General features: G+C 56.8%; 11 protein-coding genes, 2 tRNA genes, 3 rRNA genes and 1 pseudogene. 9 read left to right on the forward strand and 8 right to left on the reverse strand.

What is annotated here, in order from left to right; all coding sequences use genetic code 11:
- Positions 1 to 82 precede the first annotated feature (82 nt).
- Positions 83 to 448, forward strand: coding sequence for an antibiotic biosynthesis monooxygenase (locus AB4O35_RS15290; protein WP_065872600.1), 366 nt, complete (start codon positions 83 to 85; stop codon positions 446 to 448).
- Here AB4O35_RS15290 and AB4O35_RS15295 read toward each other — a convergent pair.
- The 4 genes and pseudogenes from AB4O35_RS15295 to msuE all read right to left on the reverse strand — a co-directional run bounded on the left by AB4O35_RS15295 (position 437) and on the right by msuE (position 4,641).
- Positions 437 to 1,540 carry a sigma-54 interaction domain-containing protein gene (locus AB4O35_RS15295; protein ID WP_049709147.1) on the reverse strand — a complete coding sequence of 368 codons (1,104 nt, stop codon included), beginning with the start codon at positions 1,538 to 1,540 and terminating at the stop codon, positions 437 to 439. The two genes, AB4O35_RS15290 and AB4O35_RS15295, sit on opposite strands and share 12 nt — an antisense overlap.
- Before the next feature lie 11 nt (positions 1,541 to 1,551).
- Positions 1,552 to 2,738: pseudogene (locus tag AB4O35_RS15300) on the reverse strand (acyl-CoA dehydrogenase family protein).
- A gap of 184 nt (positions 2,739 to 2,922) precedes the next feature.
- Positions 2,923 to 4,068 carry an FMNH2-dependent alkanesulfonate monooxygenase gene (ssuD, locus tag AB4O35_RS15305; RefSeq protein ID WP_065882526.1) on the reverse strand — a complete coding sequence of 382 codons (1,146 nt, stop codon included), beginning with the start codon at positions 4,066 to 4,068 and terminating at the stop codon, positions 2,923 to 2,925.
- Between the two features lie 9 nt (positions 4,069 to 4,077).
- Positions 4,078 to 4,641 carry an FMN reductase gene (gene msuE, locus AB4O35_RS15310; protein ID WP_065872753.1) on the reverse strand — a complete coding sequence of 188 codons (564 nt, stop codon included), beginning with the start codon at positions 4,639 to 4,641 and terminating at the stop codon, positions 4,078 to 4,080.
- Positions 4,642 to 5,041: 400 nt separating this feature from the next.
- Here msuE and AB4O35_RS15315 point away from each other — a divergent pair, with 400 nt between their 5' ends.
- The 3 genes from AB4O35_RS15315 to AB4O35_RS15325 all read left to right on the forward strand — a co-directional run bounded on the left by AB4O35_RS15315 (position 5,042) and on the right by AB4O35_RS15325 (position 8,563).
- The gene (locus tag AB4O35_RS15315) at positions 5,042 to 5,311 is read left to right on the forward strand and encodes a hypothetical protein (protein WP_065872597.1); all 270 of its coding nucleotides are present in this window, start codon (positions 5,042 to 5,044) and stop codon (positions 5,309 to 5,311) included.
- 233 nt (positions 5,312 to 5,544) lie between these two features.
- Positions 5,545 to 6,705, forward strand: coding sequence for a cysteine desulfurase family protein (locus tag AB4O35_RS15320; protein ID WP_065872596.1), 1,161 nt, complete (start codon positions 5,545 to 5,547; stop codon positions 6,703 to 6,705).
- 49 nt (positions 6,706 to 6,754) lie between these two features.
- Positions 6,755 to 8,563 (forward strand): aminopeptidase P family protein, encoded by a 1,809-nt coding sequence (locus tag AB4O35_RS15325; protein WP_065872595.1) that lies wholly within the window; start codon positions 6,755 to 6,757, stop codon positions 8,561 to 8,563.
- 51 nt (positions 8,564 to 8,614) lie between these two features.
- On the opposite strand, the gene AB4O35_RS15330 is transcribed toward AB4O35_RS15325, so the two are convergent.
- The 4 genes from AB4O35_RS15330 to rhtA all read right to left on the reverse strand — a co-directional run bounded on the left by AB4O35_RS15330 (position 8,615) and on the right by rhtA (position 11,417).
- The gene (locus AB4O35_RS15330) at positions 8,615 to 9,205 is read right to left on the reverse strand and encodes a 2-hydroxychromene-2-carboxylate isomerase (RefSeq protein WP_065872752.1); all 591 of its coding nucleotides are present in this window, start codon (positions 9,203 to 9,205) and stop codon (positions 8,615 to 8,617) included.
- 35 nt (positions 9,206 to 9,240) lie between these two features.
- Positions 9,241 to 9,972: an SDR family oxidoreductase gene (locus AB4O35_RS15335; RefSeq protein ID WP_460149061.1), complete on the reverse strand. Its 732-nt coding sequence runs from the start codon at positions 9,970 to 9,972 to the stop codon at positions 9,241 to 9,243.
- Positions 9,973 to 10,083: 111 nt separating this feature from the next.
- A complete protein-coding gene (locus AB4O35_RS15340; protein ID WP_049709138.1) occupies positions 10,084 to 10,365 on the reverse strand; it encodes a hypothetical protein in 282 nt (93 codons plus the stop codon).
- Between the two features lie 164 nt (positions 10,366 to 10,529).
- Complete coding sequence (gene rhtA / locus AB4O35_RS15345) at positions 10,530 to 11,417, reverse strand: threonine/homoserine exporter RhtA (protein WP_065872593.1); 888 nt, start codon at positions 11,415 to 11,417, stop codon at positions 10,530 to 10,532.
- A 697-nt stretch (positions 11,418 to 12,114) separates the two neighbouring features.
- Here rhtA and AB4O35_RS15350 point away from each other — a divergent pair.
- From AB4O35_RS15350 to rrf, 5 genes are all read left to right on the forward strand, one after another.
- Positions 12,115 to 13,651, forward strand: a 16S ribosomal RNA gene (locus AB4O35_RS15350).
- An 82-nt stretch (positions 13,652 to 13,733) separates the two neighbouring features.
- Positions 13,734 to 13,810: transfer RNA gene (locus AB4O35_RS15355), tRNA-Ile, on the forward strand.
- 30 nt (positions 13,811 to 13,840) lie between these two features.
- Positions 13,841 to 13,916: transfer RNA gene (locus AB4O35_RS15360), tRNA-Ala, on the forward strand.
- A 249-nt stretch (positions 13,917 to 14,165) separates the two neighbouring features.
- Positions 14,166 to 17,057 (forward strand): 23S ribosomal RNA (locus tag AB4O35_RS15365).
- A gap of 156 nt (positions 17,058 to 17,213) precedes the next feature.
- A 5S ribosomal RNA gene (rrf, locus tag AB4O35_RS15370) occupies positions 17,214 to 17,329 on the forward strand.
- The 16S, 23S and 5S rRNA genes sit together here with 2 tRNA genes alongside, the layout of an rRNA operon.
- The last annotated feature ends 245 nt before the right edge of the window (positions 17,330 to 17,574 follow it).

The raw sequence follows: 17,574 nt of genomic DNA on the forward strand, positions 1-17,574 counted from the left end.
GCTTGACCTTGACTTAACTAGAGGTTTTACCCTGCGTGGCATCGAATCACAAGATTCTGCCTACAGAGGAAGGGGAGTGTTCATGCAGGTAACAGAGAAGAATCGCAGTTTCACTCAGGTGATCGAGTTTCAGATCGAGCCCCAGCAACAACTCGCCCTGGTGGCGGCCTTGAGCACCCAGAGTGAGCGTCTGGCGCAGGGCCATGGCGGTTTTATCAACGCAAGTGTGCAGGTCAGCGATGACGGGCGGCGGGTGTTGAATTACCTGCAATGGCGCACGCGCGAAGACGGCGAGGCGGCCTTTAAGTGCTTTGAGCACGGTGAGGAAGATTTCTGGACGCTGATTCGCGCCCACCAGGCGACCGCCGTGACCTTTGGTTCGTTCCAGGTGCTGCGCAGTATTGAGCGCAGCCATGACAACGCGTTGCACTGCCGCCTAAATGGATAAGTGCAGCATGCGCTCGCCCTGCACGTTCTCGCCAGGGCGGCGCTTGTTGACCGCCAGCTCGCCGATCTTGATCAAGCGGGTGCGCGTAACGTTGCGGCTCAGGCCCAACAGATTGGCGGTGTGCACCTGGTTGTAATGGCTGAAGCGGTAAGCGGCGCGGAGCAGGGCGTCTTCAACCTTTTCATGCAGGGCCCCGGCCTGTTCCTCGAACAGTTTCTGGAAGGCGCGCGCCAGCAACGCTTCGGCGCTGTTGTCGGTGCCGTGTTGGCTGTCGTCCTGGCGCTCGATGCGCATGTTCGACAGGCGCAAATCGTCGCGTTCAATCAGGCCGTTGCGGCAGATCAACAGGGTGTGGTGAATCACGTTTTCCAGCTCGCGGATATTGCCCGGCCAGCTGTAGCTTTTGAGTTTGTGCTCGGCTTCGCGGCTGATGGTGATCGGGCCATAGCCAAGGCGTTGGCTGTAGGCTTCGATGAAGTGCCGGGTCAGCGGCAGGATATCGCCAGGGCGGTCGCGCAGCGGGCTGAGTTCCAGGCTGACCACATCGAGACGGTAGTAGAGGTCTTCGCGGAAATGCCCGGCGTTGATGGCTTTTTCCAGTTGCACGTTGGTCGCGGCAAGCACCCGCACATCAATCGGAATGCTCTTGCGCGAACCCAGGCGAACCACCTCGCGCTCTTGTAGGACGCGCAGCAGCTTGACCTGGATCGCCATCGGCAAATCGCCGATCTCATCGAGGAACAAGGTGCCGCCGTCGGCCTCTTCAAACCAGCCGGCCTTGGCACTGAGGGCGCCGGTAAAGGCGCCTTTTTCATGGCCGAACAGTTCGGCTTCCACCAAAGATTCGGAGAACGCCCCGCAGTTCACCGCCACGAACGGCCGGTTACGCCGCGCACTGAGGTTATGGATATGGCGCGCCACCAGCTCTTTACCGGTGCCGGTCTCGCCGATGATCAGCACGCTGGCTTCGCTGGGCGCCACTTGCTGGATATGGTCGAGCAGCGCCTGGGATTTCGGGTCTTCGAAGACCTGTGCCGTGGCGCGGATCGACGTCGCAAGGGCGGGCGAGGGCGGTAAGGTCAAAAGCTGCATGGGCACCTCTCTTAGGAATAGAACGTCGGAATTGGCAGGGATTGGTTCAACGCCCAATCCCCCAGTTCATGGAGCTTGTAGTCCACCGGGTCGTGCAGGGTCTGCGTGCGCAAGTTGCGCCAGTGACGGTCCAGGCGCAGCGAAGCATGGGTGGAGCGCGCGCCGGTGACTTCGAACAGGCGGCTGCATAGCTCCAGGCCCTGGCGGGTCGCGGCCACTTTGGCGGTGGCGATGGCAATCGCCAATTGGCCGCGCTCGTGTTCGCTGAGGTTCGGCCCCTTGGCCCAGGCTCGATCGAGCAAGTCGGCGGCGCGTTCGACTAGAAGACGCACGCCTTCCAGCGCCACCCAGAACTCGCCGTAGTGATGCAGCACGTAAGGGTCTTGGCGAACATCTTCGGCGCTGGATTTATGCCACGAACGGGTTTCGGTAAGCGTGTAGTTGCGCGCCTCTTCAAAGGCGCCCTCGGCAATGCCGAGAAACATGTGCGTGAACGTCAGTTGGGCGATCAACGGGCGCAGGCAGGCGAAGGGCGTACTCAATGGGCCGGGATCGAGCAGCAGTTCCGATTCCTCGACGCGCACCCGTTCGAAGCTGGCGCTGCCGCTGTCGGTCTGGCGCTGGCCGATATTGTTCCAGTCGTTGTGCAACGTGATGCCGCTGCGACCACTGGGAATGGCAGCGATCAACAGCGTGCCGCCGGCGGTCTCATCCACCGCTGAGGCAATCAGCATTTCCGAGTCGCTGGCGCCGGAGCAGAAGCTCTTTTGCCGGAGAACTCGCGCCAGCCGCCAAAGTCCTTGACCACCGTGCGCGTGTCCAGCGGGTTGAGGGCGTTGCCCCAGAACCAGTTTTTGCGTGCGGTCTGTTCGAACCAGGGTTGCCATTGCTCCGGGCGCGAAAACAGCCGCACCGTGGCGAGCATCAGGTGGTGAAAGCCAAAGACATGGGCGATGGAGCTGTCGACCTTGGCGAATTCGCGGACGATTCCAAGGGTGTCGCTCCAGCGTGCGCCGAGGCCGCCGTATTGGGTGGGAATGCTCAGGGCCAGCAGGCCGCTCTGGCGCAAGGCGTCGCGTTCGGCCTTGGGTGTGCCAGCGCGCTCGTCACGTTCGACGGCGGTGAGGGCGAACTCGGCGGCCAGCAGTTTGGCGGTCTGCAGCGGTGAGGGCAGGACGCTGTGGGGTTTGGCTGTCACGCGGTGTTCCTCAATTAGGTCAAAGGCCAAGCGCTATCTGATGGGTGATGAACGTCAAATGTGGGAGCTGGCTTGCCTGCGATTGCATCACTGCGGTCCTACTGGCAGATCGCGTCGCCTGTATCGCGGGCAAGCCCGGCTCCCACAGAAAACCAGGCTCTACCTTCAGCAGATGTAAACGTCCTCAGGTCTTGTTAGTCGTTGGCAATACATCGTTGGCAATCATTTCGCCGAACGGGCCAGTGAGGTTGGTGATGCCACGTCCGGCCAGGCTGGCATAGGGTTCCGGCAGCAATGGAAACACCCGTTCAGCAAAGCGATAGGCTTCTTCCAGATGCGGGTAGCCGGAGAATATGAAGCTCTCGATGCCCAAATTCGCGTATTCCTTGATGCGCTCGGCCACTTGTTGCGGGTTGCCGACCAGCGCGGTACCGGCACCGCCGCGTACCAGGCCGACGCCTGCCCACAGGTTGGGGGCGATTTCCAGGTTGTCGCGGCGCCCGTCGTGCAGGGCGGCCATGCGGCGCTGGCCCTCGGAGTCAAAGCGCGCGAAGGACTTTTGCGCGGCGGCGATGGTTTCGTCGCTGATGTGCTCGATCAACTTGTCGGCGGCTTTCCAGGCGTCCTCTTCGGTCTCGCGCACGATCACATGCAGGCGTATGCCGAACTTCACAGTGCGCCCGTGGCGCGCGGCACGTTCACGCACATCCGCGAGTTTTTCGGCGACGGCGGCAGGCGGTTCGCCCCAGGTCAGGTACACATCGACCTGCTTGGCGGCGAGATCGTGGGCGGCGTCGGAAGAACCACCGAAATACAGCGGCGGATAAGGCTTCTGCACGGGAGGGTAAAGCGCTTTGGCGTTCTGGACCCGCAGGTGTTTGCCTTCAAAATCTACCGACTCGCCCTGCAATACGCGGCGCCAGATCTGTAGGAATTCGTCCGAGACTTCGTAACGTTCGCTGTGATCGAGGAAACTGCCGTCGCCACGGTTTTCGTCAGGGTCGCCGCCGGTCACCACGTTGATCAGCAAGCGGCCGTTGGACAGACGATCAAGGGTCGCTGCCATGCGCGCCGAAACGGTCGGCGAGATAATCCCCGGACGAATCGCCACCAGGTAGCGCAGGCGTTCGGTCAGCGGCACCAGCGCCGAGGCGATGACCCAGGAGTCTTCGCACGAGCGTCCGGTAGGAATCAGCACGCCGTGGTAGCCGAGGCTGTCAGCCGCCTGGGCGACTTGTTTCAGGTAATTGAGGGTGACGGGCCGCGCACCTTGGGTAGTGCCCAGGTAATGACCGTCGCCGTGGGTGGGCAGGAACCAGAAAACATCCATGACAAATCCTTAAGCGATTTTCAGCAGAGAGGAGGAATGCGCAGCGAACAAAGGCGCAGCGCGTTCTGCCGCCAGTTGAATACGGGCTTTTAATAATTCACTGGTGATTTGATAGTCGGTGAAGTCGGCTTCGGTGGCGTACACGCCAATCGGCAGGGTCAGTGCCTGGAAGAAGCTGAACAGCGGGCGCAGTTGGTGATCGAGTACCAGCGCATGGCGTTCGCTACCGCCCGTGGCAGCCAGCAATACGGGTGTGTCGATCAATGCGTTAAGGCCGACCAGATCAAACAGGTGCTTGAGCAAGCCTGGGTACGAACCGCGATAGACCGGCGCGGCGACAATCAACAGGTCGGCTTGTTCGATGGTCAGCAATTGGGATTCGACCTCAGCCGGCAGTTCATCACGTGACAGCGCACCGCCCAACGGACGCGCAATGTCGCCCAGTTCGATCAGGGTGGTCTGGATCGGCAGCAAGGTGGTCAGTTCAGCCAGTATGGCTTGGGTCAGCACGAGGGTACGAGACGGGCGCCAGGTTCCGCCGGAGAGGGCAACGACATTCAGGGGACGGGTCATGAACAGTTCCTTTTTCAACAGTGGTTCGTCGCAGGTGGAGTACAACCGGTTGAGCAAGAGCTGTACCAACGGGTGCAGGCCTTGATTGGCGGGGGTTGCAGGCTCACTGCTGAAAAATGCTGCTGTTGTCTGACTGGTGATTTGTTGAACGGCTGTTGCCAGGGCAACAGTTGCGTGGGCAACAGTGCCGTTGGGGCGTAGCAACATTTATAGAGGGTTAGGTTTATTCCGTAAATGAACGTATTTCCATATTTATAGATCATAAAGAAATATGAAGGCGCCGCTATCGGAGGTGCCTTGGCGGTTGATAGCAACTATCACGGGAGGTGATTTTTCACCGTGCGAGGGCGGGAGTAGCCTGTGTTCATTGACTCGAAACCTCTTCTGCAGGGCTACCGCCATGAACCGATTCTTCGCTGTTTCCTTATTGATTGTCAGCTCTGTCCTTGCCGGATGTGCGACCCATCCTTCGCCTGAATTGCGCCCTTACACAGCGGAAGAAACCAGACAGTTGTCCCTGGAAGCGTTAAGCCGTCGTGGGTTGTCGTTTGATGAGTATCAACAACAGCGCGCGGCACTGACCGGCCAACCACAGAAACCTTTCGGTTTTGATCGCCAGGGTGAAATGAACGCCGAACGCAGCGTGACCCTGCATGGTCGTCCCAGTTGAGCCTGCGCTCAGCGGCAAAAAGCCCGAGGCTTCCTTTAAGGAACCTCGGGCTTTTTGTTTGCCATGGCGCGACTTCAGCCTGTTAAGCTGAGTTTCAGGAGCGTTCCTACGCACATTTTCATAAAGTGGTCCTTCTTTAATGGCATCCGATCGGTTAAACCTGACGACCTCTGTTCCGGTCGGTGCCCCTGAGACGCTGCTCTCGGGAACCTGCTCTGCGAGTTTTTAACGTCATGAATAAACGTCCGTTGTATTTCGACTACGCCGCCACTACCCCGGTAGATGAGCGGGTTATCCAGGTGATGGTCGAGTGCCTGGGCTTCAATGCCAACTTCGGTAACCCTGCGTCCAGTTCCCATGCGTTCGGCCAAGCGGCCCGGCAAACGGTTGAGCAGGCGCGTCGCCAAGTGGCCGAACTGGTCGGTGCCAATCCCGAGCAAATCGTCTGGACCTCTGGCGCCACTGAGTCCAACAACCTGGCGATCAAGGGCGTGGCCCAGGCGCGGGGTGTGGCGGGTGGGCATATCATCACCAGCCAGATCGAACACAAGGCTACGCTGGATACCGCACGGCAGCTGCAGGAAGCCGGCGTGGCGGTGACCTATCTGGTGCCGGACGCGGATGGGTTGATCAGTGTCGACGCGGTCAGCGAAGCGTTGCGCGAAGACACCTTCCTCGTGTCGCTGATGCTGGTGAATAACGAACTGGGCACCCTCAACGATATCCCGGCCATCGGCGCTCGCGTGCGTGAGCATGGCGCGCTGTTGCATGTGGATGCGGCGCAAGGCGCGGGTAAGGTGGCGATCGACCTTGCGCAGTGGCCGGTGGACCTGATGTCGTTTTCCGCCCACAAGCTGTATGGCCCCAAAGGTATCGGCGCTTTATATGTTGGGCCGCGGGCGCAGCAGAAAGTCTTGGCGCAGATTCACGGCGGTGGGCACGAAGGCGGCCTGCGCTCCGGCACCCTGGCAACCCACCAGATCGCCGGCATGGGCACTGCGTTCGCCCTGGCGGCGGCGTCTTTTGCTGAGGAAAAAGCAGTGATCGTCGCCTTGCGCCAGCGCCTGCTGGATCAGTTGGCATCGGTGGCGGGCGTGCGCCTGAATGGTAGCGCTACACAACGTATTCCCCACACCCTGAGCCTCACGTTCAGTGAAGGCGAATTCAACTCCGCTGCGCTGAGTGCGGGGATCGCGTTTTCCGCGACCTCGGCCTGCAATTCGGCGAGCAATGCACCGTCCCATGTGTTGCTGGCGCTGGGCCATGATGCTCGCAGTGCTGGCCGTACCATTCGCTTGAGCCTGGGCCGGTTTACCACCGAGCAGGATATCGACCAGGCGGTGCAATTGATCAAGGCTTCCCTGGCCAGTGCGCCGGCGTTCTGGGCGGTCTGATTCATCTATCGCAACACATAATAATTATTCGTGGTTAGCAGGAGACACAATGAGTACGCAGCCTTTGACCCATGGAACGGTTACCCAGCGCCTGGCGCATACCCGTGAACTGATGAGCCGCGAGGGCATTCATGCCTTGCTGGTGCCGTCGGCCGACCCACACTTGTCCGAGTACCTGCCGGGTTACTGGCAGGGGCGGCAATGGTTGTCGGGGTTTCATGGCTCGGTGGGAACGCTGATTGTCACCGCGGATTTCGCCGGTGTGTGGGCCGACAGCCGTTACTGGGAGCAGGCCACCAAGGAACTCAAGGGCAGCGGCATCGAATTGGTGAAGCTGCAACCGGGCCAACCTGGCCCGCTGGAGTGGTTGGCCGAGCAAACGCCGGAAGGTGGTGTGGTGGCGGTGGATGGTGCGGTGATGGCTGTGGCCTCGGCACGTACCCTGGGCGGAAAATTGGCGGAGCGCGGTGCACAGCTGCGTACTGATATCGACCTGCTGAGTGAGGTCTGGAAAGACCGCCCGGCGCTGCCGGACCAACCGATCTATCAACACCTGCCACCGCAAGCCACCGTCAGCCGTGGCGAAAAACTCGCGGCACTGCGCGCCAGCTTAAAAGAGAAGGGCGCCGACTGGCACTTCATCGCCACCCTGGATGACATTGCTTGGCTGTTCAATTTGCGCGGCGGTGATGTTTCGTTCAATCCGGTGTTTGTGTCCTTTGCGTTGATCAATCAACAGCAGGCCACGCTGTTTGTGGCATTGAGCAAAGTCGATGCCGAGTTGCGGGCAGTGCTGGAGCTGGATGGCGTGACACTGCGCGATTACAGCGAAGTGGCAGAGGCGTTGCGCGCGGTGCCGGCGGGCGCCAGTTTGCAGGTCGACCCAGCGCGCGTCACCGCCGGCTTGCTGGAAAACCTTGATGCCGGTGTCAAGCTGGTCGAAGGACTCAACCCGACCACATTGGCCAAATCCCGCAAGAGCCTGGCCGACGCGGAGCACATCCGCCAAGCCATGGAGCAGGACGGCGCGGCCTTGTGCGAGTTTTTCGCCTGGCTGGACAGTGCGCTGGGTCGTGAGCGCATTACCGAACTGACCATCGACGAACACCTGACCGCTGCGCGCACCCGTCGCCCGGGTTATGTGTCGCTGAGTTTCAACACCATTGCCGCGTACAATGCCAACGGTGCGATGCCGCATTACCACGCCACTGAAGAGGAGCACGCGCTGATCGAAGGCGATGGCTTGTTGCTGATTGATTCGGGTGGCCAGTACCTGGGTGGCACCACGGATATCACCCGGATGGTGCCTATCGGTACGCCGAGCGAAGAGCAGAAACGTGACTGCACCCGTGTGCTCAAAGGTGTGATTGCGTTGTCCCGTGCGCATTTCCCAAAAGGCATCTTGTCACCGCTGCTGGACGCGATTGCCCGCGCGCCGATCTGGGCCGAAGGCGTGGACTACGGCCACGGTACCGGGCACGGTGTAGGCTATTTCCTCAACGTGCATGAAGGTCCGCAAGTGATTGCCTACCAGGCTGCCACTGCCCCGCAAACGGCGATGCAGCCGGGGATGATCACCTCCATTGAGCCGGGCACTTACCGTCCGGGACGTTGGGGCGTGCGTATCGAGAACCTGGTGTTGAACCGCGAAGCGGGCAAGACCGAGTTCGGTGAATTCCTCAAGTTTGAAACCCTGACCTTGTGCCCGATCGACACGCGCTGTCTGGAACCGTCGCTGCTGACGGCGGACGAGCGAGAGTGGTTCAATGCTTACCACGCCCAAGTGCGTGAGCGCCTAAGCCCATTGCTCAGTGGCGCGGCGCTTGAATGGCTGCGGGTGCGTACGGCGGCTATCTGATCGCTTGCCGTTCCGGCGCCTTGATCAGGGCGCCGGCTATAGTGTCGACAGCTAACTCAGGGCTTCGCGCACAAACTCCAAACGGTCCTGACCGAAGAACAGCTGGCTGCCTACAAACATGCTGGGTGCACCGAACACGCCGCGCTTAACGGCCTGTTCGGTGTTGTCCTTGAGGGCCGCCTTTACAGCGTCGTCATTGGCAAGGGCCAGGACCTTTTCTGGATCGAAACCGTGCTCGGCAAGCACGGCAGCCACGACCTGGGGGTCTCCCAGGTGACGGCCCTCTACCCACAGGGCACGGAACAGGCAATCCACAAAGTCGTCGAATCGTTCAGGTTGGTGCAATTGGATGCCGGTGACTGCACGCATCAACATCAGCGTGTTGATGGGGAAGTGCGGGTTGAACTTGAGCGGTACGTTGTAGCGACGTGCATAGCGCGCCAGGTCATCAAACATATAGCGACCTTTTGCGGGAACGGTGATTGGAGAGGCGTTGCCGGTAGCCTTGAAAACACCGCCCAGGAGCATGGGCTGATAAACCAACTGCGTGCCGGTTGCCGCGCACAACGCCGGTAGCTGGGTGTAGGCCAGGTAGGTGGCAGGGCTACCGAGATCAAAGAAGAATTCCAGGGTTTTACTCATGGTCGATGCTCGCTGCTTATTGTTATGGGGCATGCTTACCAGGGTTCATTCCAGGGGCGCAGGTCCAGTTCAAATGTCCAGGCGTCACGTGGCTGGCTGTGCAGGTACCAATAGTTCTCTGCGATATGCTCGGGGTTGAGGATGCCGTCCTGGTCCTTGAGCGCGTACTTCTGCGGGAAATTGTCGCGAATGAAGTCGGTGTCGATGGCGCCATCGACCACGATATGAGCAACGTGGATGTTCCTGGGCCCCAATTCCCGCGCCATGCTCTGCGCCAGCGCCCGGATGCCGTGCTTGGCGCCGGCGAATGCGGCAAAACCCGCCGCACCGCGCAGTCCAGCGGTGGCACCCGTGAACAGAATGGTGCCTCGATTGCGTGTGACCATGCGCTTGGCCACTTCGCGGGCATTCAGGAAACCGGAGAAGCAAGCCATCTCCCAGATTTTGAAATACTTGCGCGCGGTTTCTTCCAGGATGCTGCAGGGCACGTTGGCGCCGATGTTGAACACGAAGGCCTCTATAGGGCCCACTTCGGTTTCGATGTGTTCGATCAGCGCGATGACGTCTTCTTCTTTGCGCGCATCGCAGGCAAAGCCATGGGCTTCGCCGCCCGTCAATTGGATGCTGTCAACTAACGGCTGTAGTTTGTCGGCGCTGCGGCGGGTCACGCAGGCGACGTAGCCTTCGCGGGCGAAGCGTTTGGCAATGGCGCCGCCGGTTGCATCACCGGCGCCTACTACCAAGACGATTTCTTTATTGTGCGTCATGGGAACTCCCTTGGCTCGAATGTCGAGCAGGAGTCTAGTCGCAGATGTGCAAAGGGCCGGGTTTGTGTCGGAAACTAGATGTGAGCAGCCAGGAGGTGACTGCTCAAGCGATTACTTACAGATGACGATCATGCTGCGGCTGGTGTAGCCGGCAGGGTTGAGGCCGAAGGGGTAGTCCCCTGGCTCCTCGGAATTGTCACCGGACTTTGCGATTACCCGGTAGCCCTTGGCGCCGCAGGCGTTGGTAGCACTGGTGTAGCACTGGTCCCAGGAAGAAGACAGGCCGGAACAGTTGATATGCAGCCCTTTTTTGCCACGTTTTACTTCTGTCTTGGTGGTCGCGGCGCAGCCAGCAATGGCCATGACCATTAACAGTATCAAAATTCGCTTCATTCCTATCCTTAATAGCCGCCTCGCAAAGAGTGAAGCTTGCTCTACTCGCTCTCGGGTGTCGCGTTCGCGCTGTCCTTGTCGAAATTCTCCATGAAAGACATTCGTTTACGGCTTAAACATGGCCTAAATGCGCGCCAAATGCCAGAGCTACATTCAAACAGATTTCAATCCGCTGGAACCAACGGCTTTGACTCGCTGCGCATCGTTACCGTGGCACCTACGGAGGCCAGAATGATGCAAGTAATTGCCAGCCACTGCGCCAAGGACAGGTGCTCGTGCAGGAAGAACAGGCCAGAGAGCGCGCCAAACGCCGGTTCGATGCTCATGAGGGTGCCGAAGGTGCGGGCGGGGAGGCGCGTCAGTGCGACCATTTCCAAGGTGTAGGGCAGGGCGGTGGACAGGATAGCGACACCGATGGCGACCGGGATCAGCGCGGGAGTCAGTAACGCGCTGCCTGCATGGACGATGCCGATCGGCGCGACAAACAATGCGGCAATCATCACGCCGAGGGCGGCGGTTTGTACGCCGTTGTCATTGCCGGCTTTCTGGCCATACAGAATGTAGAGCGCCCAGCAGACCCCAGCGCCCAGGGCGTAGCCTGCGCCTACCAAGTCGATGCCGCTGCTGGCCTCACCCATTGGGATTAACAGGAGCAGGCCGGTGATCGCGAGGGCTATCCACAGAAAGTCTACCGCTCGACGCGAGGCGTAGATCGCCACGGCAAGCGGCCCGGTGAATTCCAGGGCAACGGCAATACCCAGGGGCACGCTGCGCAAGGACATATAGAAGAGGAAGTTCATGCCGCCGAGTGCCATTCCATAGACGATCACCGTGCGCAGGGACTTGGCTGTCAGTTTGGCGCGCCAAGGACGCAATAGAAGCAGCATGATCACACTGGCGAAAATCAGACGCAGGGTCGTAGTGCCTTGTGCGCCGACGAGAGGGAACATGCTCTTGGCCAGCGAGGCGCCGGATTGGATGGAAGCCATGGCGATCAGCAACAGGCCGACAGGGAACAATGTCGAGCCCAGGCTGCGGGGGGAGGTATTCATTGGGGTGTACGTCCGAGGTCATATTAAGAGAAGCGTCGGCGCTATGATGCTTAACTGTCGGGGGTTGAGCAATATATTGCTCAATTATCCTAGTAGGCAACTTACAGAGTGCGAGTTTTGAGGTTTTCAGCCACTTTGATAGAAAAACCAAATTAAGGGTTGACGGCAGATTCTGGAAGTCTATAATTCGCCCCACTTCCGGCGCAGTCGAAACGGAAAACTCCTTGGTAAACAAAGAGTTATGCGAGATTCGACAGCGAGTTGCTTCAGTTGATCGAAGCCCAGAAGGAGTTGGTAGAGCAGCGTTGTTTGGCTCTATTAACGTTTCGATCCTCTCGGTCGAAAGCGGAGAAAAAGAGGTGTTGACAGCAGCGTTTAACGCTGTAGAATTCGCCTCCCGCTAACGAGAGATCGGAAGCGCAAGTGGTTGAAGTTGTTGAAGAATTCTTCGAAAACTTCTGAAAATAATCACTTGACAGCAAATGAGGCTGCTGTAGAATGCGCGCCTCGGTTGAGACGAAAGATCTTAACCAACCGCTCTTTAACAACTGAATCAAGCAATTCGTGTGGGTGCTTGTGGGGTCAGACTGATAGTCAACAAGATTATCAGCATCACAAGTTACTCCGCGAGAAATCAAAGATGTAACCAACGATTGCTGAGCCAAGTTTAGGGTTTCTTAAAAACCCAAAGATGTTTGAACTGAAGAGTTTGATCATGGCTCAGATTGAACGCTGGCGGCAGGCCTAACACATGCAAGTCGAGCGGTAGAGAGAAGCTTGCTTCTCTTGAGAGCGGCGGACGGGTGAGTAATGCCTAGGAATCTGCCTGGTAGTGGGGGATAACGTTCGGAAACGGACGCTAATACCGCATACGTCCTACGGGAGAAAGCAGGGGACCTTCGGGCCTTGCGCTATCAGATGAGCCTAGGTCGGATTAGCTAGTTGGTGAGGTAATGGCTCACCAAGGCGACGATCCGTAACTGGTCTGAGAGGATGATCAGTCACACTGGAACTGAGACACGGTCCAGACTCCTACGGGAGGCAGCAGTGGGGAATATTGGACAATGGGCGAAAGCCTGATCCAGCCATGCCGCGTGTGTGAAGAAGGTCTTCGGATTGTAAAGCACTTTAAGTTGGGAGGAAGGGCAGTTACCTAATACGTGATTGTTTTGACGTTACCGACAGAATAAGCACCGGCTAACTCTGTGCCAGCAGCCGCGGTAATACAGAGGGTGCAAGCGTTAATCGGAATTACTGGGCGTAAAGCGCGCGTAGGTGGTTTGTTAAGTTGGATGTGAAATCCCCGGGCTCAACCTGGGAACTGCATTCAAAACTGACTGACTAGAGTATGGTAGAGGGTGGTGGAATTTCCTGTGTAGCGGTGAAATGCGTAGATATAGGAAGGAACACCAGTGGCGAAGGCGACCACCTGGACTAATACTGACACTGAGGTGCGAAAGCGTGGGGAGCAAACAGGATTAGATACCCTGGTAGTCCACGCCGTAAACGATGTCAACTAGCCGTTGGAAGCCTTGAGCTTTTAGTGGCGCAGCTAACGCATTAAGTTGACCGCCTGGGGAGTACGGCCGCAAGGTTAAAACTCAAATGAATTGACGGGGGCCCGCACAAGCGGTGGAGCATGTGGTTTAATTCGAAGCAACGCGAAGAACCTTACCAGGCCTTGACATCCAATGAACTTTCTAGAGATAGATTGGTGCCTTCGGGAACATTGAGACAGGTGCTGCATGGCTGTCGTCAGCTCGTGTCGTGAGATGTTGGGTTAAGTCCCGTAACGAGCGCAACCCTTGTCCTTAGTTACCAGCACATAATGGTGGGCACTCTAAGGAGACTGCCGGTGACAAACCGGAGGAAGGTGGGGATGACGTCAAGTCATCATGGCCCTTACGGCCTGGGCTACACACGTGCTACAATGGTCGGTACAGAGGGTTGCCAAGCCGCGAGGTGGAGCTAATCCCAGAAAACCGATCGTAGTCCGGATCGCAGTCTGCAACTCGACTGCGTGAAGTCGGAATCGCTAGTAATCGCGAATCAGAATGTCGCGGTGAATACGTTCCCGGGCCTTGTACACACCGCCCGTCACACCATGGGAGTGGGTTGCACCAGAAGTAGCTAGTCTAACCTTCGGGAGGACGGTTACCACGGTGTGATTCATGACTGGGGTGAAGTCGTAACAAGGTAGCCGTAGGGGAACCTGCGGCTGGATCACCTCCTTAATCGACGACATCAGCTGCTCCATAAGTTCCCACACGAATTGCTTGATTCATTGAAGAAGACGATAAGAAGCAGCCCGAAATTGGGTCTGTAGCTCAGTTGGTTAGAGCGCACCCCTGATAAGGGTGAGGTCGGCAGTTCGAATCTGCCCAGACCCACCAATTTTGTGTGGGAAACGCCTGTAGAAATACGGGGCCATAGCTCAGCTGGGAGAGCGCCTGCCTTGCACGCAGGAGGTCAACGGTTCGATCCCGTTTGGCTCCACCACTACTGCTTCTACGTTATGAAAGCTTAGAAATGAGCATTCCATCGTTGTGATGGTGAATGTTGATTTCTAGTCTTTGATTAGATCGTTCTTTAAAAATTTGGGTATGTGATAGAAAGATAGACTGAACGTTACTTTCACTGGTAACGGATCAGGCTAAGGTAAAATTTGTGAGTTACTCAGTTTTGAGTATTATCGAATTTTCGGCGAATGTTGTCTTCACAGTATAACCAGATTGCTTGGGGTTATATGGTCAAGTGAAGAAGCGCATACGGTGGATGCCTTGGCAGTCAGAGGCGATGAAAGACGTGGTAGCCTGCGAAAAGCTTCGGGGAGTCGGCAAACAGACTTTGATCCGGAGATGTCTGAATGGGGGAACCCAGCCATCATAAGATGGTTACCTTACACTGAATACATAGGTGTATGGAGCGAACCAGGGGAACTGAAACATCTAAGTACCCTGAGGAAAAGAAATCAACCGAGATTCCCTTAGTAGTGGCGAGCGAACGGGGACTAGCCCTTAAGTGGCTTTGAGATTAGCGGAACGCTCTGGAAAGTGCGGCCATAGTGGGTGATAGCCCTGTACGCGAAAATCTCTTAGTCATGAAATCGAGTAGGACGGAGCACGAGAAACTTTGTCTGAATATGGGGGGACCATCCTCCAAGGCTAAATACTACTGACTGACCGATAGTGAACTAGTACCGTGAGGGAAAGGCGAAAAGAACCCCGGAGAGGGGAGTGAAATAGATCCTGAAACCGTATGCGTACAAGCAGTGGGAGCCCACTTTGTTGGGTGACTGCGTACCTTTTGTATAATGGGTCAGCGACTTATTTTCAGTGGCGAGCTTAACCGAATAGGGGAGGCGTAGCGAAAGCGAGTCTTAATAGGGCGTCTAGTCGCTGGGAATAGACCCGAAACCGGGCGATCTATCCATGGGCAGGTTGAAGGTTGGGTAACACTAACTGGAGGACCGAACCGACTACCGTTGAAAAGTTAGCGGATGACCTGTGGATCGGAGTGAAAGGCTAATCAAGCTCGGAGATAGCTGGTTCTCCTCGAAAGCTATTTAGGTAGCGCCTCATGTATCACTGTAGGGGGTAGAGCACTGTTTCGGCTAGGGGGTCATCCCGACTTACCAAACCGATGCAAACTCCGAATACCTACAAGTGCCGAGCATGGGAGACACACGGCGGGTGCTAACGTCCGTCGTGAAAAGGGAAACAACCCAGACCGTCAGCTAAGGTCCCAAAGTTATGGTTAAGTGGGAAACGATGTGGGAAGGCTTAGACAGCTAGGAGGTTGGCTTAGAAGCAACCACCCTTTAAAGAAAGCGTAATAGCTCACTAGTCGAGTCGGCCTGCGCGGAAGATGTAACGGGGCTCAAACCATACACCGAAGCTACGGGTATCACGTAAGTGATGCGGTAGAGGAGCGTTCTGTAAGCCTGTGAAGGTGAGTTGAGAAGCTTGCTGGAGGTATCAGAAGTGCGAATGCTGACATGAGTAACGACAATGGGTGTGAAAAACACCCACGCCGAAAGACCAAGGTTTCCTGCGCAACGTTAATCGACGCAGGGTTAGTCGGTCCCTAAGGCGAGGCTGAAAAGCGTAGTCGATGGAAAACAGGTTAATATTCCTGTACTTCTGGTTATTGCGATGGAGGGACGGAGAAGGCTAGGCCAGCTTGGCGTTGGTTGTCCAAGTTTAAGGTGGTAGGCTGAGATCTTAGGTAAATCCGGGATCTTAAGGCCGAGAGCTGATGACGAGTTAACTTTTAGTTAACGAAGTGGTTGATGCCATGCTTCCAAGAAAAGCTTCTAAGCTTCAGGTAACCAGGAACCGTACCCCAAACCGACACAGGTGGTTGGGTAGAGAATACCAAGGCGCTTGAGAGAACTCGGGTGAAGGAACTAGGCAAAATGGCACCGTAACTTCGGGAGAAGGTGCGCCGGTGAGGGTGAAGGACTTGCTCCGTAAGCTCATGCCGGTCGAAGATACCAGGCCGCTGCGACTGTTTATTAAAAACACAGCACTCTGCAAACACGAAAGTGGACGTATAGGGTGTGACGCCTGCCCGGTGCCGGAAGGTTAATTGATGGGGTTAGCTAACGCGAAGCTCTTGATCGAAGCCCCGGTAAACGGCGGCCGTAACTATAACGGTCCTAAGGTAGCGAAATTCCTTGTCGGGTAAGTTCCGACCTGCACGAATGGCGTAACGATGGCGGCGCTGTCTCCACCCGAGACTCAGTGAAATTGAAATCGCTGTGAAGATGCAGTGTATCCGCGGCTAGACGGAAAGACCCCGTGAACCTTTACTATAGCTTTGCACTGGACTTTGAATTTGCTTGTGTAGGATAGGTGGGAGGCTTTGAAGCGTGGACGCCAGTCTGCGTGGAGCCAACCTTGAAATACCACCCTGGCAACTTTGAGGTTCTAACTCAGGTCCGTTATCCGGATCGAGGACAGTGTATGGTGGGTAGTTTGACTGGGGCGGTCTCCTCCTAAAGAGTAACGGAGGAGTACGAAGGTGCGCTCAGACCGGTCGGAAATCGGTCGTAGAGTATAAAGGCAAAAGCGCGCTTGACTGCGAGACAGACACGTCGAGCAGGTACGAAAGTAGGTCTTAGTGATCCGGTGGTTCTGTATGGAAGGGCCATCGCTCAACGGATAAAAGGTACTCCGGGGATAACAGGCTGATACCGCCCAAGAGTTCATATCGACGGCGGTGTTTGGCACCTCGATGTCGGCTCATCACATCCTGGGGCTGAAGCCGGTCCCAAGGGTATGGCTGTTCGCCATTTAAAGTGGTACGCGAGCTGGGTTTAGAACGTCGTGAGACAGTTCGGTCCCTATCTGCCGTGGACGTTTGAGATTTGAGAGGGGCTGCTCCTAGTACGAGAGGACCGGAGTGGACGAACCTCTGGTGTTCCGGTTGTCACGCCAGTGGCATTGCCGGGTAGCTATGTTCGGAATAGATAACCGCTGAAAGCATCTAAGCGGGAAACTAGCCTCAAGATGAGATCTCACTGGGACCTTGAGTCCCCTGAAGGGCCGTCGAAGACTACGACGTTGATAGGTTGGGTGTGTAAGCGCTGTGAGGCGTTGAGCTAACCAATACTAATTGCCCGTGAGGCTTGACCATATAACACCCAAGCAATTTGACTACTCGAAAGAGCATCAGATTGCGGTGTGTGAAGACGATAGAACCGAAAGTTCGATCTCACGAAAACACCGAAAGCTGTCACATACCCAATTTGCTGAAGCGAGGCCATCTGGTCACGACTCAGTACCCGAATTTCTTGACGACCATAGAGCATTGGAACCACCTGATCCCATCCCGAACTCAGTAGTGAAACGATGCATCGCCGATGGTAGTGTGGGGTTTCCCCATGTGAGAGTAGGTCATCGTCAAGATTAAATTCCAGAACCCCTGTTTGCTAACGCGAACAGGGGTTTTGTTTTGGACGGTCGAAAAGTCTCAGGAGTAAGGGCCTGTCACCGTTCCCCTTGCCGTACCCCGAACCTCCATGAAAAATCCCTCATCCGGCATACCGTTGGGGAAATCGATACAAAGTGTTTCTGCATTTTTGGTATGGTGCAGCACATTTTCACAGGGATTGATCTTTCATCCGCAGGACGCGGCGTCGACCTTCTTTAAC

The sequence above is a fragment of the Pseudomonas sp. H1_A03 genome, from assembly GCF_054685145.1.